Origin of the sequence: Bradyrhizobium sp. LVM 105, from assembly GCF_003957705.1 — a bacterium.
Classification (GTDB): domain Bacteria; phylum Pseudomonadota; class Alphaproteobacteria; order Rhizobiales; family Xanthobacteraceae; genus Bradyrhizobium; species Bradyrhizobium frederickii.
Genome location: NZ_QZMV01000035.1, coordinates 1 through 21762 on the forward strand (window position 1 = coordinate 1; position 21762 = coordinate 21762).

Sequence of the window (21762 nt, forward strand, 5' to 3'; positions counted from 1 at the left end):
GCGCTCCTGCTGTTGCCCCGCCGGACTCCACGTTGCCGCTGGGAGCGGGCGTGGTCCATGCCATTAACTCGTAAGGCCGGTGCGCCTTGCCCTTGCCGATGCACTCCACCTCCGGCGCGTGCAGCGAATAGACCTTTGGGCCACGTTGGTGCTGCTTCTGGTCAAGCACCCGTCGCGCCAGTATCAGCATACGGTCGAGAGCGATCTGATGGAGCAAGTCGACATTGCCTTCGAGCTTGCGACCAATGTCGCGGATGACGCGTCCGAGATAGGTTCTAAGCGTCCTCAAGGCTCGATTGGCGCGCTTGAACTGCTTGGCGTGGGCATAGCGCTGGTGCTTGATCAGCGCGAACTTGCCGATCCGCCCATAGGATTGACGCAGCTTGATGCAGGCTCCCTTTGCGAGCCGCACCAGGATCTCGCGGGCGCGGTTCAGAAGCCGCGCGTCGGTCGGGAACATCACGTTCTTGGGCTGCACCGTGGTGTCGACGATGACGCGATTGAGGTCACTTGGCTTGATCGCCTTGGTCTTGGTGGCAACCGAGAGGCTCTCCTGCAGCAGCGCCTGCAGCTTCTCCTCGCCCATGCGCTGGCGCCAGCGCGTCAGCGAGGAGCGGTCGAACACCAGGCGGTGCTGGAAGAACTCCTCGCCGCAAAAGAACTGGTAATAGGGGTTCTCCACCCAGCGCTCGCACAGCACTTCGTCGGACAGGTCGTAGGTGTGCTTGAGGATGGCCAATCCCGCCATCAGCCGCGTCGGCAGCGGCGGCCGGCCCGGCTTGTCCTCGTAGACCGCGCCGAACCGTTCCGCGAGGAACGACCAGTCGATCGTCCGCGAAAGCTTCACCAGCGCATGGTTCATGTCGATGATCGCGTCCAGCCGTGAGCGCAGGAGATCGGCCTGTCCGCTGTCCCGTCGTTCCTTCGGTCGCATCGTCCCCTCCGATGCGACCCACGGAATCACGACCCGCGATTCGAGGAAATCGCAAAGAATGAAATTGCAGGCTTTCCGGCCTTCAAACCCAAAAAGCTGGCAATCTCAAACCTCGCTCCGTTCCCAAAATCGACTCCCGCCCAATGGCTTGGCAGGTTCTTCACGGCCGACTAACTGATCACTCATTCCGGCGTCGAGTACAAATCAGCGCAATGATGCCGTGCGGGAGCATTGCGGCAGATCCTTCGTTCCAGATCGACGGGCCGGTCGTAAGCGGAAGCGTGTGCGTACAATGACGAGTGATCGCTTCGTTGCCGGATGTATCGACGCGCGACTCGGTATTTTGCAAGCTATTGCTATCGTACGGACTGATTTGTAAAGCCGAGGCTGATTGCGGCTGCCGTCGTGGACCGGGAGCCGCGTGTGCTGTTTAGTTCTCGCCCGTGCGACAAGCCTTCAGAACCTCGCTAGCAGTTCTCAACATTGAGGCCGACGAATCACCCAAAGTCGGGGCTAGTGCTCCACCTTCGCTGTATTCATTCCAGGAATAGATCAGCGCAATCTGATAGGGGCATCGGTCCGGATGGTTCGACATGAAGCGCGACGCCTGTCGGCAGGCGAAAGAGAACTCGCTAGGGGTTGCGATCGTGACATGCGCACGCTTGTCGATGCGCGTGTAATCCCGTTTGTCATAAGCGGGAGGGGTCTCCTTTCGCGGCCGCGAGTCCCAACCGACCATGACGGTCGGCACCACACTGCCCGAACTGTGGGCCAACTCATCTTCCCAATATTGTTCTACGTGCCGTTGGAGCTCGGGATAGGTTCCAGACCTGTTTGGCCCGAAATTTATCCCATATGCCGAAATGGCATCGACGGCTATCTGCTTTCGGACCGTTTCAGCTGTAGTAGGCGGTGCGTGCAGAAGCACGATGTAGGGGTTTTTACCACCCGAAGAAGTCGTCTGATTTCGCAGGTGAGACATCGATTTCCCGAGCTCGACGAGTGAACCATTCCAGTATGAGGGCAATAGGGCATCGAGGTAGTAGAGGAACAGAAGCGGTCTGCCGTCCTGCGTTCTCTGGTAGTTGTGGTCCGAAAAGAGACCGTGAATGCGCTTTGTCGCCTCGTCGAATCCGTTAGCGCGACCTAGCGTGTCTAAGGTCGCTATCAGACAATAGTTCATCTGATCGGCAATGCCGCTTCGACGATGGTACTTCAGCCCCTGCATCATCGAGTGCGCGAGGTCCAATTTGCCATCTCTGCCGTACGCTAGATATGCCCAATAGCCGAGACCGGCCGCATGAGCGACCCGTATCTCTTCGTCGAACGAGGCCTCGGTAGCGTTGAATTGCAACGTTTTGGAATCGGTCAGACGGCTATGGAGCGGCGCACGAAACTGCCAGTGTTGGGGACTCAAAGCTTTTTCTTCTTCATAACAGGGTTCCCCCCTCGTGTCGCAGTATTGTGCGTCCCACCTTATGGCTCCGAAGATCGGGCATCGAGTTTTTGGGTAACTGCGGGTGGGAAGCAGAAGGCTGGCGAAAAACCCTCGCAGAAGAGTCCGACGCGTTGATAGGTACGAGATGACTGACATCTGCGGTTACGACCAGATGGGCGGGGCCATTCATTTGCCTTGGAGAACGTCCACGCGGCTGTTGATCATTCCATAACAAGCTGCAAACGCCTCGCAGAACGTGAGGGGCAAAACTCGCACCTCTGGAGTTTGTTCCACGCTTGGAGTCATGTGCGGTTCCCGTGTCAGGTTATGATGCTCTCCGTTCGGATTGCGAACGCAAGACAGACTGAAGTTTGTCGGTCGCATGTCGCCTGATATCGACGTCATCCGTGGGCACGACGCGAACAAATCGCTCCGCAACCTCCGTTAAGAGCATATCCGGCTTGAACTCGTCGACCAATTTCCAGTCGATGGCGGACGACCAGACAAACATCACGACATCGACAGTCTCGGCAAACATTCCGGTGAGCATATGAGGCCGATACTCAAAAAAGGAATCACCGAACACGAGAATCCGCACTTTCGCCAGAGGGTGTCTTTCATTGCGATATTCGACGATCGATCCGACGTGCAGCAACAGATCGTTCGGCACTTGGCCGGTTTCACGCGCGGTCACGATATCGTTGGCCTCGACCCGGGATGCGCCAATGCCAAAACGTCCGAACCGGATCGTCTCGAACCGTTTGGGCGTCAACTTCGAGCCGAGATCCCAGCTACCCTCGCGGGCTGGTGCGTTCCGCATGATCAGATCTGCCTTTTGCGGTATCACCATGTATGAGCACAGCATCTGATAGGCGCTGAAACAGCCCTCCACCGTCCAATGAGTATCGGTTCGATGGAATACTTCGTAGTTGCCTGCCTGCTTTCTGAGATACTTGGTTAGCGGCACCAAGAATCCGCGCAACTCGGCATCACCGCTTTCTTCCAGGATTTCGGCCGGAAATCTCATTTGAGAGGTGACGGCGAGTGCCTTCGTCCTGAGAATCGAAAGTTTGTCTGGAACAAAGCAGTGAAGATATTTGATTCCTTTATCCGTAGCAGCTCTCTTTCTGCTGGTCAGGAGAGCTTTCCATGCAGAACAGATCAATTGGAGATTGTGGTCGGATTCGGAGAAAAGACGGGCGACGTCGTTGCTGCCACCGACTAAGAAGAGATGGCCGTCGTCTCCCTCGAAAACGTCTTTTGAGAGCTGTGGCACCACGCTCTATTTTCGTCTCAGTGCTATGCAATCTTGGGCCAACTGTCCGTGATCAGCATAGTCGATGACAGCGAATAGATTGGAGAACTTATCGGAGAGATATCTGTCCGTAACGAAGCATTCTGCAAACTCGCTGCGCGCCACTGAGTCCGAGGGCAGCCAAAAGAAATTGCCGGACCTGACTTTCGATATTGCGGCGTCGATCGCGTCACTGGGAAGCCGCTTCAGAATGAGATCAATCCAGAAGTGTATTTCTTGACCATTGATCTTCTTTCGGTGTGCTTCCTTCAGGTCCTCCAAGAATCGAATGCCGAGAGTCGTTATGAAGCAAATGCCACCTGGTCTGAGAACTCGGGCAATTTCGGAAATCCACCGATCAAAATAGTGCTGGTTAAAGTGTGAAAAAGTCGACCAAGTGACGAAGTGGGTCGCAAATCCGTCACGGAACGGGAGCGGTGGCAACGGATCGGTTTTGACGAAGCTGATATAGCTGTTCGCCTTGCGCGCTTCGACGATGAAGTCGAACGGTTCGACCGCATAGATATTCGCCGCAGGCACATCCCTCATAAAAGCGCGCGCGATGCGGCCCCAGCCAGTTCCAAAGTCGATCAGGATGCTATCCTTGGAGAGGGGGGCGCCGTTGGCGTTCAAGACGCTGACGCAGTGGTCACGAAAGCTGAGCGCGCCTCTGATCGCCATCTCATTGGAGTTTCCTTGCAGATGGCGCTGCAGGTCCGCTGACGGGAACGAGGGAAAGGCGATGCCTCGTATCGAAGGTTCTCTGACGCTCCTGACCAGATCGGACCGCCATTCCTGGTCGGTTAGGGGTGCATATGTCTCATATATCTTGTTGATCTCGGTTTTGTGCATCTCTTCCTCGATTGAGCGAACGCCGGTCTTTGAGCAGAAAGCTGCTTCGCTCAGGCTACTGGATGAGTCCAACCCGCTTGGCCTGATATCCGCGCTCAAGGATCGCCAGCCACCACGGCTGGTGATCGACGTACCAGTGCACGGCCTTGCGAATGCCGGTCTCGAAAGTCTCCTCCGCGCGCCAGCCGAGATCGCGTTCGAGCTTCGAGGCGTCGATCGCGTAGCGGCGATCGTGGCCGGGGCGGTCGGCGACGAAGGTGATGAGATCGCGGCGCCGCCCGGTTTGACCCGGACTAATCTCGTCGAGGAGATCGCAGATGCTTTCAACCACATGGAGATTGGTGCGCTCGTTCCGGCCACCGATATTATAGGTCTCGCCGACGGCTCCGTGCTCGAGCACGAGTGTGAGGGCCTTGGCGTGATCCTCGACATAGAGCCAATCGCGAACATTGTTTCCGTCGCCGTAGACGGGGAGCTGCTCTCCGGCCAGGCCCTTGATGATCATGTGCGGGACCAGCTTTTCGGGGAAGTGATAGGGGCCGTAATTGTTCGAGCAGTTGGTCAGGAGCGTGGGCAGCTCGTAGGTCTCATGCCAGGCGCGCACTAAGTGGTCGGATGAGGCCTTGCTTGCCGAGTAGGGTGAATTGGGCGAGTAGGGCGTGGTTTCCGTGAAGAAGCCTTCCTCGCCGAGCGAGCCGAACACTTCATCCGTGGAGATATGCTGGAAGCGGAACCGCGCCCGCTTGTCCGGAGATAGCGTCCTCCAGTAGCGTAGGGCCTCCTGGAGCAGTGTGAACGTTCCCACAATATTAGTCTGGATGAATTCGCCGGGGCCGTCGATCGAGCGGTCGACGTGGCTCTCTGCGGCAAGGTTCAACACAGCGTCGGGCTGATAGTGCTCGAACAGTCGGCGCAGACCCGGCGCGTCGCAGATGCATTGCTTCTCAAAGGCGTATTTGAGGTTTTCCGTCGCGCCGGGCAGGGAACCAAGGTTCGCGGCGTAGGTGAGCTTGTCGAGGTTGACGACGCGTGCGTGGCTGTTGCGCAGGAGATGTCGTACGACCGCGGAGCCGATGAACCCGGCCCCGCCCGTCACGAAGATGGTCACCCCCTTCAAACGCATGATCTCTACTCCGTGTGCCGAATCAGGCTGCTCTGTGCGCGCGTGCGACAGATTGTAGATATTCGCCGTAGCTGCTCTTGGCGGTTTTCGCGGCCACACGTTCGAACGCTTGAATCGTAATGTAGCCCTGTCGCAACGCGATTTCTTCTGGGCAGGCGATGCGCAGGCCCTGGCGTTGCTCGAGGATCTGGACGAAATGGCTGGCTTCGACGAGAGAGGAATGCGTACCGGTGTCGAGCCACGCAAAGCCGCGACCGAGCACGTCCACGTAGAGATCGCCTCGATCCATATAGGCCTTGTTAACGTCCGTAATCTCGATCTCGCCACGAGCCGACGGCTTGATGCGTGCGGCAATGTCCACCACGTCGTTGTCGTAGAAGTAGAGGCCGGTCACCGCGACGTTGGACTTCGGCTGTTTCGGCTTCTCCTCGATGGAAAGCGCACGGCCGGCCTGGTCGAGCTCGACCACGCCATATTCCTCGGGTGTGTTGACGACATAACCGAATATGGTAGCGCCCTTATTGCGCAGAGATGCCTTAGTCAACATTCCAGGCAAGCTGTGCCCGTAGAAAATGTTATCCCCTAACACAAGGGCGACCGGATCGTCGCCGATGAAATGCCGGCCGACGATGAACGCGTCGGCAAGTCCGCGGGGCGTCGCTTGCGCCGCGTAGGAGAAACGCAAGCCGATTTCGCTGCCATCGCCGAGCAGTCGTTCGAAAAGCGCCTGATCCTGCGGCGTGGAGATGATCAAAATTTCCCTGATTCCGCCGAGCATTAGCGTGGAGAGGGGATAGTAGATCATGGGTTTGTCGAAGACCGGCAGAAGTTGCTTCGAGACGACAGTCGTCACGGGATAGAGGCGAGAGCCGCTGCCGCCTGCGAGAATGATGCCTTTCATTTGCTCCTCACAGTGTACTTATCATAATCATAACATATAATGTGAAGAGTACAAGTTCGTGCCGACGCCGAGAGATCGGGGGTGGGCTCGGCAAATTCGAAGTGCTCCGAAATGAATGTGGTCCGGACAGAGCTTCCCGAAGTTCTCATCATCGAGCCCAAGTTCTTCGGCGACGACCGTGGTTTCTTCGTGGAGAGCTATCAATTCACTCGCTACATCACATACGGTATCACGCGGCCCTTCGTGCAGGACAACATGTCCCGTTCGCGTTACGGCGTTCTGCGGGGTCTGCATCTGCAGAATTCGGTTACCCAGGGCAAATTGGCCGCCGTGCTGCGGGGCAAGGTGCTCGACGTCGCCGTCGACACCCGCGTCGGCAGCCCGAATTTCGGACGTCACGTTGCCGTCGAGTTGAGCGAGCAGAACCGGCGGCAGCTATGGGTTCCGCGGGGATTCGCGCACGGTTTCCTGGTGCTCTCAGAGACCGCGGACCTTTTCTACAAATGCGATGATTTCTATAGTCCGGAGAACGAGATTTCGATCCGCTGGGACGACCCGGCGATCGGTATCAACTGGGGTAACGAAAAGCCGTCGCTCTCGGCCAAGGACGCGGACGCGCCGCTGCTTGCCGACGTCAAAAACCTTCCATTGTATGGGCAAGTCTGATGCGGATACTGTTGACGGGAACCGGCGGGCAGGTCGGAGGTGCATTACAACCACTCCTGGCTCGATTCGGAACGATCATCGCGCCTAACATCAATGAGTTCGATTTGTCGAAGCCTGACAGACTCGTCGGGGTACTCGACACGCTTCAGCCGGATCTCATCGTCAACCCCGCGGCCTATACCGCGGTGGACCGTGCCGAGGACGAGCGCGAGCTCGCATTCCGGATCAATGCCGGGGGACCCGAGGTGATCGCCCAATGGTCTGCGAAGCGTCGCGTGCCGGTGGTGCATTTTTCCACAGACTACGTCTTCGACGGCTCTGGGGAGGCGCCATGGCGCGAGGATAGTCCAACGGGGCCGTTGTCGGTCTACGGCGCGAGCAAGCTCGCGGGTGACACCGCCATTTGCGCAGCAGGCGGTCCGCATCTGATTGCACGCACCTCCTGGGTCTACGCCGCCCAAGGAGCCAACTTCCTACGCACGATCGCGCGGCTTGCGACGGAGCGCAAAGAACTGCGTATCGTTGCTGACCAGATCGGCGCGCCGACCTCTGCGAGAACGATCACCAACGCCATTGCAGATATCGTGCTGCCAAATCTGTCGAACCTAAATGAGCTCTTTGCGCGCAAAGGCGGCGTGGTCAATCTCGTCTGCGCCGGCGAGACCAGTTGGCATGGCTTTGCGAGCGCGATCGTCGCCGGCCTCAGGACGCGCGGCCTAAGACTCAAGGCGGAAAGCGTCATTCCGATCGCCACGGCCGATTTCCCGACTCGGGCGATACGGCCCAGCAATTCGCGGCTCGACCTGTCGCGCCTGAAGAGACAGTTTGGAGTGACCACGCCGAATTGGCAGGAGGCGTTATCGCTCGAGCTCGACGATTTCGTTGCCTTGCAAGAAAGAGCAGCACGCGCCGGGCCGGCGCGCCAGTTCCAGCAGCGAGCCCATTTTGATTGAACGGCGGATCGAGCGAAGGGGGCGCGCGGCGGCCTGAAGGACGATGAGGCGCCGCCTTAGAACCCCAACGGCACGTCGCGCGCGGGTTCGAGATGATTGTAGCGAGGGGCGCGTGGTCCGGGCGGCCAGGCGAGGCCGCTGTAGGGAATCCCATCGCGCGAGAGCTGCGGATTGTATGTAGGATCCTGGTTGAGCCATTCACCCCAGCGCGCCCGAAGCAGATCAAGTTCATGCTCGAACCGGCTGCGCCGGTCGGCGCGATCGTCCCGCCCGCGGCTAGCTGATTCGGCGTGAACTAACTTCGCATGCGGCGTAAAAACGATCCGCTTGCCCGCTTGGCGCAACCGTAAGCAATAGTCGACGTCGTTGAAGGCGACCGCGAAGCGCGACTCGTCCATCCCGCCAACGGCAAGATAGTCGCTACGTCTTGTTACGAGGCAGGCCGCAGTCACGGCGCTGCATTCGTGCGCGACAAGAAGCTGATCGAGAAACCCGGAATCATCACCGAATCTGTCGGTAAAGGCGTGAGTCGCCGCAAAATTCATTCCCAAGACGACACCGCCATGCTGAACGACGCCGCCAGGCCAAGTCAGGAGCGCGCCGACCGCACCGACATCAGGCTCGGCGAGCCGCGTGAGCATTTCCTCGAGCCAGTCTTTGGAACTCGCCTCGATGTCGTTATTGAGGAGACAGAGTACGTCACTATCGAGTGTTGCTGCGGCTCGATTGTTCAGCCTCGCGAAATTGAAGGGACCTTCGACCGGCAAAGTCCGTACGCCGCGTCTCGCCAAGCCTGCAAGATAGGCGATCGTCTCGGGATCGACACTGTCATTGTCGACCACAAGAATATCTGCGCGGCAGCACTCCACCGCCGGCGCGATGCTGTCGATGCAGGTGCGCAAGATTGGGAGCCGGTCCCGGGTCGGGATGACCACTGTCACGCGCTGGCGCGGAATCGCTCGACCAATTCGAACCGCAGGGAAAAGGTTGACTTCCTGCGGGGTCACGTCGGCACTGACGGCACGTGCGTCGAGGTGCATTTGGCTCGCCGCGGCAAGCCGATGGCTGGCGTTCGTTCGATCGAGTTTAGGAAGCGTCGCCAGTGCTCCCGGCAGATGAAGAATGTTTTCCTGACGTGGACCAGCGTGATCGAGGAGGCAGTTGAAGAGGCGGTAAAGATTGTCGGGACGGGCCTCAAGGCCGGCGAGCAGGGTGTCTCGTCGAACAGCAAACAGATGCGCACAATAGCCTTGCTCCAGCATCCTTTCGTAGTCGAATGCAGGAAAGGCCAGCGGCCAGAGCCGGCCATCCTCGGCGAGAAAATCAAGGTCGCCGTACAGTGCGATCGTATCCGGATAGGCGCCGAATGCTGCGGCAATGCGGGCCAGGGCATTCGGCTCGAGCACCACACCCGCCATCGCGATGACGACGTGATGTGAATCGGATGCGGCGCCGTCCAAAAACTCCAACAGAGCGTCGCTGTCGACAGAGAGTGGCTCCCCGTCAATCACGCCTGCCGTCCAGCTTTCATGGATCTGGGTCTCCAGCGCGGCAAGCGTTTGCTCTGCGCCGGGGGCGCCGGCGACGACGACCGCGAGCGAAAGGCCACTTGCTCGCGGCATCGGCAGCGGGAAGCGATCGCGCCAATTCACGTAGTCGGAAAACGGAAGCGAGGCGGGGATCAGCTGATCATACAACTGGCCGCGCAGGCGCTCGGCACCGTAACCGCCGAGCGCGTCAATCATTCCGGCAAGGCCGTCGGGAAAGGCGACAAAGACGGACGTCGCTGGAATTGGCTCACCGTCCTCCCTGCGCAACGAAATGCGGTGAACGCGCCCGTCGGCAAAGCGTTGCGGGACGTGGAAATCAAGAGCGCGCGCATTCCGGTGTGCCGCAGCTTCGCCCACATGCGTCCAGGCGGTTGCATTAACCTGGGCGACAACCTCTCCGTCCACGATTGCCTCCAGAAAGAGCGCGGAGTCGCTATCGATCCAGCCCTGGAAACGCAGCCCGCCGAGCCAGCGCAACTGACACGTCTTGCGCAGATCGGCGTGATTTGCGTGCTCGCTCTCCAAATCGACCGGTTGGCCGACAGGCGTGTCGAGATTGGCGAGGCGGGCCTCGAGGGTGCGTGCGGCGCGCAGCAGCTCGGGCTCAATCGTGATTGCGAATCCGCAACTCGCCTGGTGCGCTTGTTCAGCAAGCTCGGGAACGAAGGCGTCGGCATAGGTTGTGCAGAACACCAGGCCGTCGAGCAAAATCTCGACGCTATAGCGGCGCTCCGGCGCCTCAGCGTCGTAGACGAAGCCCGACAACGTGCCATCGCGAGCGAGCTCGAGCCGGCTGACGAGCTTTGGTCTGATCGACGATTCAGATGGGTGGCGAGAGAGACGCGACATGCTCAGGACCGCGTGACCCAGTCGACCACGAGATCGGCAAGCGCCGCCGCGTTCACAATGGCAGAAATGGCAAGGTCGCCTTTGCGGGGCTTCAGTGCGCCGCCGGACCAGTCACGGTAGGCGACTGGCCTCGTCGCCTGTCTGGCGGTCTCGACGAGTGGATGGCCGAAGACGGGCCGCTCAAAATCGGTCAGGATCCAGCCCGGATTATGTGGTCTCAGAACATCGCCAAGTTCGTCTGCGGCAATCGCGCCCGTGACGAAGATATTGGGCCGCGACATCAAGCGATGATCGCCGCAGGTCGCCCCGGCGATGACGATCGGTAGCGATGGTTTGCGCCGCCACAGACGATCGGCCAATGTTTGTATCATTTGCAGGCAAGCGAGCGTTGGCGTCGAGGGAACGATTGCAAGGGATTTATCATTGGCGGAGATTGGCGGCAGTGTCAGGGAACATGTGGGCCAGTCATGCAGCACGATCATGCGATCGGGCCACCTGCTTTGTGCATAGGCCTTGGCTGTTTTGCTGGGAACGAGAAGTGGAGCCGTGTCGGAGGGTACGGAAGCAATCTCGCCAATACTCTCCGATATCAGCCAGCGATCGATCGGAACATCGAGGCACCGGATCAGCTCGATGAGCCGCGACGGCAGGTTTGGCTCAAGGATCTCGACACGCATTGGGGATAGCCGTCTCAGGACGTCGCCAGCGTTGGCGATATCTACCTCGGTATCGAGTCTCAAACGCGTGGTCTGCGGCAAATGTCCGCCGGCAGCTCGGAGATGAAGCACGTTGTCGTCCCGCGAGAGCAGGACCGTGCGCTCGCTATGCAGGTGGAGATGGCGTATCAGCGCGTCGGTTACCGCAGGGCAGGTCCGCTCGCTCGCGAGAACTAGTACCGATGGCTCAGCCGGCCATGGCAGCGCACGCTCAAGCGCTGCGCGCGCCGGCCGTAACGGATCGGCGATTTCAAAGGCGCGGCATTCCGCCCGGTAGTCCGGGAAGCGCCGGTCCAAAACGCTGAGATTGCGAAGCACGAGGTCGCGCTTCTCCTCTTGAAAAGATTTCGAGCCATGATGTCCGACATAGACCGACGGCGCGCAAACATTCCGGAAGCCGTTGGTCCGCGCGCGGAGGCAGAGATCGACGTCTTCGAGATAACCGCGATCGAAATTGTCCGAGAGCTCGCCGACACTGCCGAGGCAGGCGCGGGTAACATAGAGGCAGAATCCGATGCCGCTTGCGACATCAATCGCGTTCCCCGCATTAGCTACGCTGGCGACGCGATCGATTGCGACAATCTCGTCATAGCGCGGCATCGGATTAACGTCGTTCGGCGTTGGAAAGGAAAAGATGTCGCCGTTGTTAGAAAGTGGTGTGACGGTTCCGATGTTTGGCGCCGAATATGCCACGTCGGCTAAGCGATCGACGAAGCCGGGCGGAACGAGCGTGTCGGAGTTGAGCAGTATTACGTCGCCCCTCTGGATCTCGTTCAGCGCCCGATTGATCGCGCCGACAAAGCCGAGATTGACTGGGTTTACGAGGAGACGAATCTTGCCTGCCGTCGCAAGCTCGCTCAGATGGCGCTGCAGCTCCACTTCCGGACTGGCATCGTCGATGGCGAGAACCTGAAACGCGTCCTTATCAGTTCCTCGTGGACGCCTTGCCTTGTCGAGGCTCTCGAAGCATTCGATCGTTGCCCGCGCATCCGCATAGACGGGGACAATAACGGTCGGCAGGTCGACGTTCGGTCCGGATCTGATGGAAGGATCGCGAGCGGCTCGGAGGGTCATCGTCGAGCTGAGATTGGACGCCACGCGTCGAACCTGGACGAGGTCTTCGCCGCATCTCAGCGTCACGATTTGAGATGTCGTGGACGGTGGCCGCCGAACTAAGAAGGTTGTTGCCTGCACATCCGCGCTCGCCAGGGGATGAAACGGATTGGGTTCGAGAATGCTCGTCAGCGTGCCGTCTTCGGTTGCAAGGCTCACTTCGACCGAACGGGCGTTCGTCCAGGCGACCCAGCCCGTCACGTGATTGTCGAACACAGAGCAGGCCGCCCAATGGCGGCCCCCGGCACGCCGCAGCTCGGTGATGGCAGCTCGAAGGACGGCCGGATTGCCTTCGCGGCATATTAGTTGAGCGGCTGCGGCCAGTCGCCGTTCGTCGGCAGCCCACACCAGCATCCGGCGGTTGGCGCCGACATCATAAGGATCAACAAGAAGCGCCCGCGCAAGGTCGGACAGCGCAGCTTCGCTATGTCCAAGCCTCCAAGCGGCTTCGGCGCGGAGAACGAAGCAGTGAGCTGCTGGTGGAGGCAAAACTCGAATGCGTCGATCGGCGTATTTGAGCGCCGTCGCGAACTCCTGCGTGGTCAACGCCTCTGCTGCGAGACGTTCGAGCGCGACATGCGCGTGAGGCCCGACGAGGAAGGAAACATCGCGAAACTTGCGATTGTCGTCGGACCCAGCCGATCGCTCACCCACGCTACGCGGCTCCATTTTCGCATTGCTCCTAGCCGATGGAGCTCTCTTGGCGCGCCCGGCTGCGGAAAACGCGGACCCGGCTGGAGCCGACCGGCTTTCGTGACGATTTTGCGGGAACGACGACATTGTCCGGGGCTGCTAACCGGTTGACGCCGATGCGAATGCCAACCAGAGGCTCGCGGCTGGTCGGCCCTGATAGAACGACGCGTTTGCCGACGGCGCGCAAGGTCGGCGCGTTCAAGAACGTCGCTTCCGCAACGAACTCGAATCTTGCGGCGCCACTGACTTCCAGCACGACGCCTGTAATCGGCAAGGCTCGTCCACGCGTGCCGGCATAGGACCCGAGCGACACCATTTTGCCGCTCCCGGCCTGGCCAATTGGCAATTGGACCGCATAGCGAATGTCGAGACCCGCCGGCTTCTCCGGCCATTCAAGGGCAATTCCTTCGATGCGCGATGGGGCCGTTGGACCTGCAATCCAAGCGTTAGGCGCGACGACAACATCGCCGCGACCTGCGACGTGGCCGAGGATCTTGAGACCGTCCAGTGCAACGTTTGCGTGCGTGGCCGCGCTCTCACCTTGCGCAGCGAGCGGCGCTCGGCCGGACTGAATCGGTTCGATACGAACCATGGCCGCGCGCGATCCCCCGGGTCGCATCGGCTGAACCTGGATCTGCAACGTGCCGGGTGTGTTGACCCGGACCATCAGGCCCGAATTCGGCTCCCAAAGTGTCGGCTCGGTTGCGTCGGGATGCATGATGAGCTCCATGCACCCTTCATGTCCCTGCGCCGGTACAACCGTCACGTGCGGCGGCGAGGCGAGATCGTCCGCGCTCTTGTAGCTCACGAAGAAGAGTCCCCGATCTAGACTTACAACTTTCTGCTGCTCAACATCGTCCATCATTGCTCCAATCACATTCGCTGAACCAACGATTTTTCTTCTCGCTTGACGGTGTTGCGTGATCCCGTGAGATTCGGAGCGTCGCTCCGACGAACCGGTCCGCGAACAAGTCGCCTTAGGGAACGCTTCTCAAGCGAACGGCGGGACGGCAATCTGGCGGCAACAGAGATCGGCGCATGTATTCGGTTTCTGCGTTGAGCAATCTGACGAAGCCTGTCATTCTCGTGCCTCAATAGCACGATAACGCCCGCGCTATCATCGGCGTCGATCAAGTAGGGACGGCGGCTTCGTGACTCAGAGTTGACGCGGAATTGTTTGGTGCTCATCAGGATGCTCACAGTTCAACGCGCATGTAAGCATGCTTATCATAGACAACACGGCAGGGAAACAACCAAAGCTGTCATGCGTTTGTCACGTTCACTTAATCTGTGACAGCAAAATACACTTCATGCCCGCGAGGGCTGACAGTGATACAGCAGTTTAGGATCGGGAACTGCCGGACGCACCTGTTTGCGTTGATCACGCCCAGAGCTTTTGCCGATGAAAATTCTTTTCGTTCACAACAATTTTCCGGCTCAATACCGCAACATAGCGGCTGCCTTGGCCAGGCAGCCTGGCTTCGAGCTCGTTGCCATCGGCGCGCCGACTTCAAGACCGATGCCATCCGTAAGATTGATCCGATATGCACTTCCAAAAGCTGAGGTGTCGGGAACGCATCCGTTTGCGCGACGCTTCGATCTTGAGTGCCGGCGCGCAGAGCAGGTGCTGTACAGTCTTTCGAGCTTACAGACGTCCGGGTTTTCGCCGGATCTGATTCTCGCCCATCCCGGGTGGGGCGAGACGCTGCCGTTGCGTACGATGTTTCCCAAGGCACGTTTGCTCATCTATTGCGAATTTTTCTACGGGCCCGAGGGGCGTGACGTCGGGTTTGACCCGGAATTTCCGGTGCCCGGAGTTGATGGCCATATTGGTCTTGATGTGAAGAATGCGACGACTCTGCTCGCGCTCGAGGATTGCGAAATGGGGATCTCGCCAACGAGATGGCAAAAATCGACCTTTCCCCCACATTATCAAAGCAAGATCGACGTGATCCATGAGGGCATCGACACGGCGCGGATGCGGCCGGACCCCCATGCGCGCCTGACACTACCGAATGGCCAGTACCTTCGCCCTTCCGACGAGGTCGTGACGTTTGTCGCGCGAAATCTCGAGCCGTTAAGGGGCTACCATATCTTTATGAGGGCACTGCCGGAGATCTTGAGACGCCGGCCGAACGCGCAGATCATCGTCATCGGCAGGACCGGCGTCTCCTACGGTCTGCCGCCACCGACGGGCACGACCTGGAAGGCAACATTCCTTGCTGAAGTGCGTGATCGCCTCGACTTGTCCCGTGTACATTTCGTGGGCGGCGTCCCGTATGACACCTTTATTGCCGCCCTTCAGGTCTCATCCGCACACGTCTATCTTACGTATCCCTTCGTACTGTCCTGGTCGATGTTGGAAGCGATGAGCGCGGGATGCCTTGTGATCGGTTCTGACACGGCGCCAGTACGTGAAATCATCCGCTCCGGGGAAAACGGTTTGCTTGTACCATTCTTCGCGGTGGACGAGCTTTCCGAACGGATTATTGAAGCGCTGGCACAGCCGGCAAGGTTCTCCGAGCTGCGCGCGACCGCCCGCCACTACGTGATCGATCATTATGATGCGGAGCAGGTCTGTGTGCCGCGGATGCGTCTTCTTCTGAATCAAAGACGGGGTGCGCCTCCTCCGGGCGGCATTTGAACCTACGCGCCGACCGGTTGCGAAGCCGGCTGAATGAGCCGCACTTCTGACCAGACCTGCAATCTCACGCGCCGTGTAATTGTGGCCAGCCCGCCATCTCCACAGGAGCCGCGCCAAAACTATCCGGAGGTGCGCAGCGCCGACAGTTCAGCTGAACGTTGGCGAGCTTCGGCACGCGCCGCGTTGAGCATCGCAACTTTCCCAGATCAACGCGATGCGTTGAAATGGACCCCGATCTCGGGGACGACGTGCTTAGTTAGACGGGGCATGAGCGGAAAACTGCTCGCGCAACTCATGACAGGCGAAAAGCCCGCGATCGACCCCACACCATACGTGCCGGCGCGCTTCACCTGACCGAATCAGGAAAAATCGCGACGTCAGAATCTTGAGGGTTCTGTGAGGTCGCGTGGCAGGCGCGAGCCGCGCGCCCGGTTTGGCGTGCGACCTCATAGAAGCCGGATTGAACGAAGCTGCGGAGCTGTGGGCGCTATGGGAATAGTGCAGCGGGTGGGGCTGCTGGGAAGGCGCGCCTGGGGTCGCCGCGCGTCGGCGAGTCATTCATCGGATCTGAGGGGCCGGATTGATCGGGCCAAGGGCGCGATCCAGCCAACGTTAGCGCGATCCCCCTCGATTCAGGTAGTAGCACGCTTCGATGCATGAGCCTACGGTGTTCTATCGAACGTCTGAACTTCCAGGGCGTTTTTGGAGTACAGCGAGTTCATCACGGAACAACGCCCATGAAGCGCCTCAGGTTCAAGCAGCATAAAACACTGGGCGAACGGCTCATCGAAGGAGCCCGCGCAGAGCACTTGCCCCCCGGCAAAGAGCGTGAGGTCCTTTTAAGAAGGTGCGTGAAGTCCGTTCAACACCCTCACAGCCTGAGCGATGGAGGTGTTTTCCTCTTACTCAAATCAGCACGTGAACTAGTCTAGGTGTTCCTGCAGGGCACCAGGTGGTGAAGAAGGCAAGGTCATCACCGGGCGACGCGCCGACGGATCAGGAGGCCGCGTGTCCACGAACCGGCATTTGCGCTGTTGAACTGCTGCAGCCAGGGTCCTTTGGTTCCGGCTCCCGCCGACACGGCAGGTGTGACGGGAGGCGGCAACATCTACTTTTGGTTGATTTCGTCCCGAAAGTGCCGTTCCCTTGCTTTATTTCCGTTGAGGGCTACGACCTAGAATGATGCCCAAACAGCCCGACGCCCGGATCGATAATTATAAAGCTCCAAATTGTGGTAACCGGCTCCCAGCTTAGGCTCCTTTTTTTCGTTTGGAGTGGGCCGAAGGAACGTCAAGCCTGCGTCCTTCGAATGCGCGTGATCGATGTCACCATCATGATCCTGGCTGCGGCCTTTCCGTGGTCCACGTCCGCCACAACCATCTTGGCGATCCCCGTACTGCTCATGGTCCTGATCACGTACGGTCCGCTCGAGTTGACTAAAGATTGGACGCGACCTGCCTACGCGCTTCCGGTCGCGCTCTTCGGAATTGCTGCAATCGGGGTGACCTGGGCCCATGAGGTGCCGTGGTCGGACCGATTGCATGCGTTCGAGAAGGTCGGAAAATTGCTCTGGGTGCTACCGCTCGCCCTGCATTTTCGAGAATCGGGTTGCGCCCGGATGGTGTTCGTGACCTATGTTGCTTCCAGCTTGGGTCTGCTGGCATTCTCGTTTGTTTTGTTCATCTCGCCCGAAGTCTTCCATCTGATCGGAGCGAGGGAGGCGGGAGTCCCAGTCAAGAACTATATCGACCAAAGTCAGGGATTCGTTCTCATCGCGGTCGTCCTGCTTGGGCTTGCCGCGGAGTCCCTGCGTAACGGACTGCGAAACAAGGCGCTTCTTCTTTGCGCAGTGTCGTCCGCCTTTCTTGCTAATCTCGCGTTCGTCAACGTCGCGCGCACCGCTTTCATCTACTTGCCGATAATGCTGACGCTGCTTGCATTGCGCTATGTTCAAGGATGGTCGCTGCTTGCGTTGTTCGCGGGGATCAGCGCGCTAACGGCCGGATTGCTGGCGACGTCACCGAATCTGCAAACGAAGACGACTCGTCTGTTCAAGGAAATCGACAGCTATCGCGCGAACGCTGTGTTCACCGCTGACGGTTATCCAGCTGGAGGCGCCGAGCGTCTCGAGTTTTGGCGCAAGTCGATCGGCTTCGTGCGTTCCGCACCGGTTCTCGGGCGCGGGACCGGGTCGACCAGAAGTCTGTTCGCTGCAGCGGCGGCGGGACATGATGGCCTGACGGGTTTGGTAGTTGACAACCCGCATAATCAGACGCTTGCCGTCGCGATCCAATGGGGAATGCTCGGCGGCATAGTTCTTTTTGGAATGTGGGGGGCTCATCTCTGGCTGTTCCGTGCAGGGATGATGGGACCGAATGGGAATTTCCTTGCATTGATCGGCTTTGTTGCCGTCGTTCAGAACATTGCGAGCTCGGTCTTCAACTCTCACCTATTCGACTTTTATCAAGGCTGGCTGTACGTGTTTGTAGTTGGCATTCTCAGCGGGCAGGGAGAAGGCAAACGCCTGGAGTGACCGATGAGCTGCACAAGGCTGCTTCGGTGTTGCCCACCAGCCCTTCAACTCTCACGTTTTCTCCTAGTTGTCGAGTTGAGCGGTTCTTCAACCGGATCAAGCAATGTCGCGGTGGCACGGGCTACGACAAACTTGTCGCTACCTCGCGTTCATCCAACTGACTTCAATTAGGCTATGGCTTGGCGCTAATGACGTCCTAGGCGAAGAACTGCGAGATTTGCGCGTGAGCGTTTCTATCGCCCCCGAATGTCGCAGTGAGAGGCCGCGTTGAAATACCTATGACCGATTCCGAGCGCTTCTTCTCGATCCGCGGGTCTCTCTTCAGCGCACTGAGCGCGTAGGGATCAACAATAGAGATCTTCAGACCGTTCGCCAGCCCTTCCACGATCGCGTCATTGATATGGGCGTCACTGAAGCTGTAACCGATTATCAGCAGTCGGGCCGATCGCCTGAGAAGTATCCCGCGGAATTGATCATGATACCATTTCAGGTTGGGGTATAGACCAATGCTTACGGCTTTTTCCCCTCCCATGATGAGAATGCGCTACCCATGTTGGACTCGACCCAATTCACCGATCCATGGGAGTTTCACGTAAGGTTGGGCACCACTGGTTGGGATAGTAGTGAAAGGCGGATTGGGCTCCACGGGAGCGAACTTGTCTTGGCGGGTTCCGCTTGGCCTGAATGTCGATGGGTGTCTCATTCCCGGCTGATAAAGACGAGACCAGTTCTGCGGCGTACCGAATATTGGATTGTAGTGTTGTTCGAGCAGGCTCTCTTGATTGAGCGCAGATATCACATGGAAGCGGCTAAGGAACGCAGCGACAGAGTGCTGGACGCTGGGCGGGTTCTCGAACTCGAACTGTTTATAATGAAACTGTTGTTCATGTGGTTGAAGATGCCAACCACTGAGGTCAGCAGCCGCATCGGCACGCCTCTGGTCCTCCGCGTCTTTCGAAATTTGTAGCTCGGCCATTACGCTTTCGAAACGACCGCCTGAATCGAACAGTCGATCCCGCGAGACCGTATCGATGTTTTTGTCGGCTAAGATCTGTTCAAAGACCTCGGAAGCAAGAGGGCCGCCCCAGTTGTAAGAAAAGCCTGCGCCGGTCAGAAGGAAACAGGTCATAGCAATCGCCAATCGTGGACAGTCTTGCCAAATAGCAGCTTTCCGGTGCGCATAATAGGGGTGAATAAAGCATTGGCCTTCACGGCACTATCTGCTGCCGCATGTGCGGGGTCTTGCCCGTGGAGCAGATTCAACGCTAGGTCAACGCCGACCACCCGTATTCCCACCACATCTGCAAGCTAGTGCTGCGCACATCCTGAAGCCGGCAGAGGCGGACAATTGCACCGATATTGCAGATTGATGATGCTTGAGCCCATCACTGCTTCTCTGCGGGCGCATCGCCTTCGGCTGACGGGGCGGGCGGTGATGACGGCGCTGGCGTGTCCACTGGTGTCGCAGCAACGCAATCACCTGCCCAGATCTTCGCGCCTCTGACCGTCCCGACTAGTTTACAACCCAGCGGCGCCTGCGACTTAACATGAGTGGATGGCATCTTTGCTGCTCTGGGTGGAGCAGCTTGAGCAAAAGCGCCGTTCGCAAAGAACAGCGTGATTAGCGCGATCAGCAGCTTCATGGTCACCTCAAATCGTTCAGTTGCTCACTTCTTCGTCTTCAGCCCGAGCTCGACCAGCCGACGCACGGCCTGAGTGCGCGTTATCCTCTCGCCGATCTTCGCGATCCATGCGATTGCAGCAAGCTCGGCTTCATGCCACCGCTCGCCGATCTGGACGCCCTTACCTGTTGACGCCGCCTACACCGGCGCGTTGGCCGCCACCGGCGTCAGGATCTCGATGGACGGTCGCGGGCGCTGGATGGACAACGTGTTCATCGAGCGGTCTTGCAGGTTATCTTGAACGGGTTACGATGCAACGTATTTTAGAGCTTTGTATTCGGAGCAACCCATTGCCAACAACCGTCGAATTGATCGTTTCCGCTTATGTACGTTTGAAGAACCGGCAAGCCCTGGAGAATATGCGAGAACTTTGCGGCCAGTTGCTGGGAACACTACAGTCCACATCCGGCACCAACCCGGCTCAGTCGCGATCTTCTCTACTTGAAGACCTCCGAGTGATCGAGGATGGACTGGAGCAGCTCCGGCCGCCACGGTACGGCTGAGGACAGTGATCAAACGAACGACAGCCGCAATCGCGGCCCGAAAGCCAAGGTCGCAGCCGCGAATGATGTCCTGCCAGGCACTGCCGCCGGCCAGCTCATAGGGCGATGTAACCGAAGTCAGCGAGAGCCCACACCCCCGAGAAGGAGTCGGAATTCCTCGCTTGGGCACGTCTTCGCGCAGCGTGGGAGGGCCGCGACGAACCGGCTGATGTCGAAGATCTTGGCCAGGCCGAAGTCGCCGACAGCGAGATATATGCTGTTACACGGGCTTTCGAACGGCACGACGTTGGTGCCCTCGTCGTCGAGCCATGGGTCGCCAAAGAACGTGGGCTTGCTGAACGACAATATCTCGATCCTCTCATGATAGCGGTGTGTTCTCCGCACCAACATGGATAGGCAACAAATCGATCAATCCTGTGATACGGCCTCAAACCTCCCCGAACTGTCGCGGCTTCCGTAGCTTCCCCTCGGGTAAGTAATAGCCGTTCACGCTTGTGGCCTCATCTCCGACATCACCCTTCCGCCACCCCAGCTATTCGCATGCCCTGATAAACTCGTTCGCGTTTAGCCAAGTAGGTTGGATTATCACTCGACGCGCCGTCACGAAAGCGGCGGATCGTAAAGCTTGGATCAAGCAAAGATCCGGCCCTCGCGGCGGCCCTTGCGTCATCCAGCGAACCGAGCAGCGCCAGTACCGTGGCGAGCCCAAAATGCGCTATGGGATAATTCCGATTGGCTTCAATGCCACGATGGAACCAGTCGAGTTGACTGCTTCAGCCGGTGCGTCGATCTGTAGCTTGGCGAACGCGATCATAGTCAGCCAGCGGAATGCAAACATATCGCGGGGAGAGAGGCAGGGCTCTCACAGCTCGTCAAGTAATGCACCGACCGAACGCTCGGGCGAGATGAGTCGGGCGAAGAAGTATTATTCACGGGTCCTGTTTCTCTGACTTACGACTCTCCCTCAGTCATCGATTCCGTGCACAATTTGGCCGTTGGCCAGATCGTGCTTGGCACGTACGAAGAGTACGATGCCAAGCTGCAGGCTATCGATCTCCTTTCGAACGCCTGAACCGCCGTTGCTGAAGAGACGCCCTTGGCCTAGCCGACAGTGGAGAGGATAGTAGTTGGGATCACGCCTTCCGTTCAGAAGGAAGCTTGCAATCCGGGCGAACTGAGTCCCGCCTGAGCTGCGCTTCGCTTGTTGCCCCCGTCTCATCCAATGTCCGGTTGAGCCCATAATGAGCTGGTCCCGCAAATCTGAACAGCGCGATAAGTGGAGTTTCTGCCTGACGGCGGGCAAGATTGACCCGCGAAT

17 protein-coding genes and 1 pseudogene are annotated in these 21762 nt (G+C 58.7%); 4 read left to right on the plus strand and 14 right to left on the minus strand.

Annotated elements, in window-relative coordinates:
- The 6 genes from D6B98_RS37795 to rfbA all read right to left on the minus strand — a co-directional run.
- Window positions 1-934, minus strand: a 934-nt coding sequence (locus D6B98_RS37795; RefSeq protein ID WP_245481528.1) for an IS5 family transposase, incomplete at its 3' end; no start/stop codon positions are given.
- A gap of 430 nt (window positions 935-1364) precedes the next feature.
- Complete coding sequence (locus D6B98_RS37800) at window positions 1365-2351, minus strand: glycoside hydrolase family 71/99 protein (RefSeq protein ID WP_164719135.1); 987 nt, start codon at window positions 2349-2351, stop codon at window positions 1365-1367.
- Window positions 2352-2697: 346 nt separating this feature from the next.
- Window positions 2698-3651: an alginate O-acetyltransferase AlgX-related protein gene (locus tag D6B98_RS37805; protein WP_126262017.1), complete on the minus strand. Its 954-nt coding sequence runs from the start codon at window positions 3649-3651 to the stop codon at window positions 2698-2700.
- Window positions 3652-3654: 3 nt separating this feature from the next.
- Entirely contained in the window at window positions 3655-4518 is an 864-nt protein-coding gene (locus D6B98_RS37810; RefSeq protein ID WP_126262018.1) for a class I SAM-dependent methyltransferase, read from the minus strand.
- Window positions 4519-4573: 55 nt separating this feature from the next.
- Entirely contained in the window at window positions 4574-5641 is a 1068-nt protein-coding gene (rfbB, locus tag D6B98_RS37815) for a dTDP-glucose 4,6-dehydratase (protein ID WP_126262019.1), read from the minus strand.
- Between the two features lie 22 nt (window positions 5642-5663).
- Complete coding sequence (rfbA, locus tag D6B98_RS37820) at window positions 5664-6542, minus strand: glucose-1-phosphate thymidylyltransferase RfbA (RefSeq protein ID WP_126262020.1); 879 nt, start codon at window positions 6540-6542, stop codon at window positions 5664-5666.
- Window positions 6543-6653: 111 nt separating this feature from the next.
- Between rfbA and rfbC the strand changes: the two genes are divergently transcribed.
- Window positions 6654-7208, plus strand: a complete 555-nt coding sequence (gene rfbC / locus D6B98_RS37825; protein WP_126262021.1) for a dTDP-4-dehydrorhamnose 3,5-epimerase — start codon at window positions 6654-6656, stop codon at window positions 7206-7208.
- Window positions 7208-8161, plus strand: coding sequence for a dTDP-4-dehydrorhamnose reductase (rfbD, locus tag D6B98_RS37830; RefSeq protein ID WP_126262022.1), 954 nt, complete (start codon window positions 7208-7210; stop codon window positions 8159-8161). The genes rfbC and rfbD overlap by 1 nt, the downstream gene beginning before the upstream one ends.
- Before the next feature lie 56 nt (window positions 8162-8217).
- Here rfbD and D6B98_RS37835 read toward each other — a convergent pair whose 3' ends face one another.
- The 3 genes from D6B98_RS37835 to D6B98_RS37845 all read right to left on the minus strand — a co-directional run bounded on the left by D6B98_RS37835 (window position 8218) and on the right by D6B98_RS37845 (window position 13947).
- Window positions 8218-10476: a glycosyltransferase family 2 protein gene (locus tag D6B98_RS37835; RefSeq protein WP_347338656.1), complete on the minus strand. Its 2259-nt coding sequence runs from the start codon at window positions 10474-10476 to the stop codon at window positions 8218-8220.
- 86 nt (window positions 10477-10562) lie between these two features.
- Entirely contained in the window at window positions 10563-13058 is a 2496-nt protein-coding gene (locus D6B98_RS37840) for a glycosyltransferase (protein ID WP_235884935.1), read from the minus strand.
- Between the two features lie 13 nt (window positions 13059-13071).
- Complete coding sequence (locus tag D6B98_RS37845) at window positions 13072-13947, minus strand: hypothetical protein (RefSeq protein ID WP_126262024.1); 876 nt, start codon at window positions 13945-13947, stop codon at window positions 13072-13074.
- 537 nt (window positions 13948-14484) lie between these two features.
- On the opposite strand from D6B98_RS37845, the gene D6B98_RS37850 reads away from it, so the two are divergent.
- Both D6B98_RS37850 and D6B98_RS37860 read left to right on the plus strand, forming a co-directional pair.
- Window positions 14485-15726: a glycosyltransferase family 4 protein gene (locus D6B98_RS37850; protein WP_126262025.1), complete on the plus strand. Its 1242-nt coding sequence runs from the start codon at window positions 14485-14487 to the stop codon at window positions 15724-15726.
- A 1315-nt stretch (window positions 15727-17041) separates the two neighbouring features.
- Window positions 17042-18259, plus strand: a complete 1218-nt coding sequence (locus D6B98_RS37860) for an O-antigen ligase family protein (RefSeq protein ID WP_164719136.1) — start codon at window positions 17042-17044, stop codon at window positions 18257-18259.
- Window positions 18260-18455: 196 nt separating this feature from the next.
- Here D6B98_RS37860 and D6B98_RS40375 read toward each other — a convergent pair whose 3' ends face one another.
- From D6B98_RS40375 to D6B98_RS40610, 5 genes and pseudogenes are all read right to left on the minus strand, one after another.
- Complete coding sequence (locus D6B98_RS40375; protein WP_164719137.1) at window positions 18456-18791, minus strand: SIR2 family protein; 336 nt, start codon at window positions 18789-18791, stop codon at window positions 18456-18458.
- Window positions 18792-18803: 12 nt separating this feature from the next.
- Window positions 18804-19388 (minus strand): hypothetical protein, encoded by a 585-nt coding sequence (locus D6B98_RS37865; RefSeq protein WP_126262028.1) that lies wholly within the window; start codon window positions 19386-19388, stop codon window positions 18804-18806.
- A gap of 256 nt (window positions 19389-19644) precedes the next feature.
- On the minus strand, window positions 19645-19902 hold the full coding sequence (locus tag D6B98_RS37870; protein WP_126262029.1) for a hypothetical protein: 258 nt from the start codon (window positions 19900-19902) through the stop codon (window positions 19645-19647).
- A 659-nt stretch (window positions 19903-20561) separates the two neighbouring features.
- On the minus strand, window positions 20562-20789 hold the full coding sequence (locus D6B98_RS37885; RefSeq protein ID WP_126262032.1) for a hypothetical protein: 228 nt from the start codon (window positions 20787-20789) through the stop codon (window positions 20562-20564).
- A 788-nt stretch (window positions 20790-21577) separates the two neighbouring features.
- Window positions 21578-21762, minus strand: a pseudogene (locus D6B98_RS40610) (hypothetical protein); the annotation flags it as partial.

Bases quoted from the DNA above. Each gene is read 5' to 3' on its own strand.
- D6B98_RS37810 (WP_126262018.1), bottom strand. From the start codon at position 4,518: ATGCACAAAACCGAGATCAACAAGATATATGAGACATATGCACCCCTA.
- rfbB (WP_126262019.1), bottom strand. From the start codon at position 5,641: ATGCGTTTGAAGGGGGTGACCATCTTCGTGACGGGCGGGGCCGGGTTC.
- rfbA (WP_126262020.1), bottom strand. From the start codon at position 6,542: ATGAAAGGCATCATTCTCGCAGGCGGCAGCGGCTCTCGCCTCTATCCC.
- rfbC (WP_126262021.1), top strand. From the start codon at position 6,654: ATGAATGTGGTCCGGACAGAGCTTCCCGAAGTTCTCATCATCGAGCCC.
- rfbD (WP_126262022.1), top strand. From the start codon at position 7,208: ATGCGGATACTGTTGACGGGAACCGGCGGGCAGGTCGGAGGTGCATTA.
- D6B98_RS37840 (WP_235884935.1), bottom strand. From the start codon at position 13,058: ATGGAGCCGCGTAGCGTGGGTGAGCGATCGGCTGGGTCCGACGACAAT.
- D6B98_RS37845 (WP_126262024.1), bottom strand. From the start codon at position 13,947: ATGATGGACGATGTTGAGCAGCAGAAAGTTGTAAGTCTAGATCGGGGA.
- D6B98_RS37850 (WP_126262025.1), top strand. From the start codon at position 14,485: ATGAAAATTCTTTTCGTTCACAACAATTTTCCGGCTCAATACCGCAAC.
- D6B98_RS40375 (WP_164719137.1), bottom strand. From the start codon at position 18,791: ATGGGAGGGGAAAAAGCCGTAAGCATTGGTCTATACCCCAACCTGAAA.
- D6B98_RS37865 (WP_126262028.1), bottom strand. From the start codon at position 19,388: ATGACCTGTTTCCTTCTGACCGGCGCAGGCTTTTCTTACAACTGGGGC.
- D6B98_RS37870 (WP_126262029.1), bottom strand. From the start codon at position 19,902: ATGAAGCTGCTGATCGCGCTAATCACGCTGTTCTTTGCGAACGGCGCT.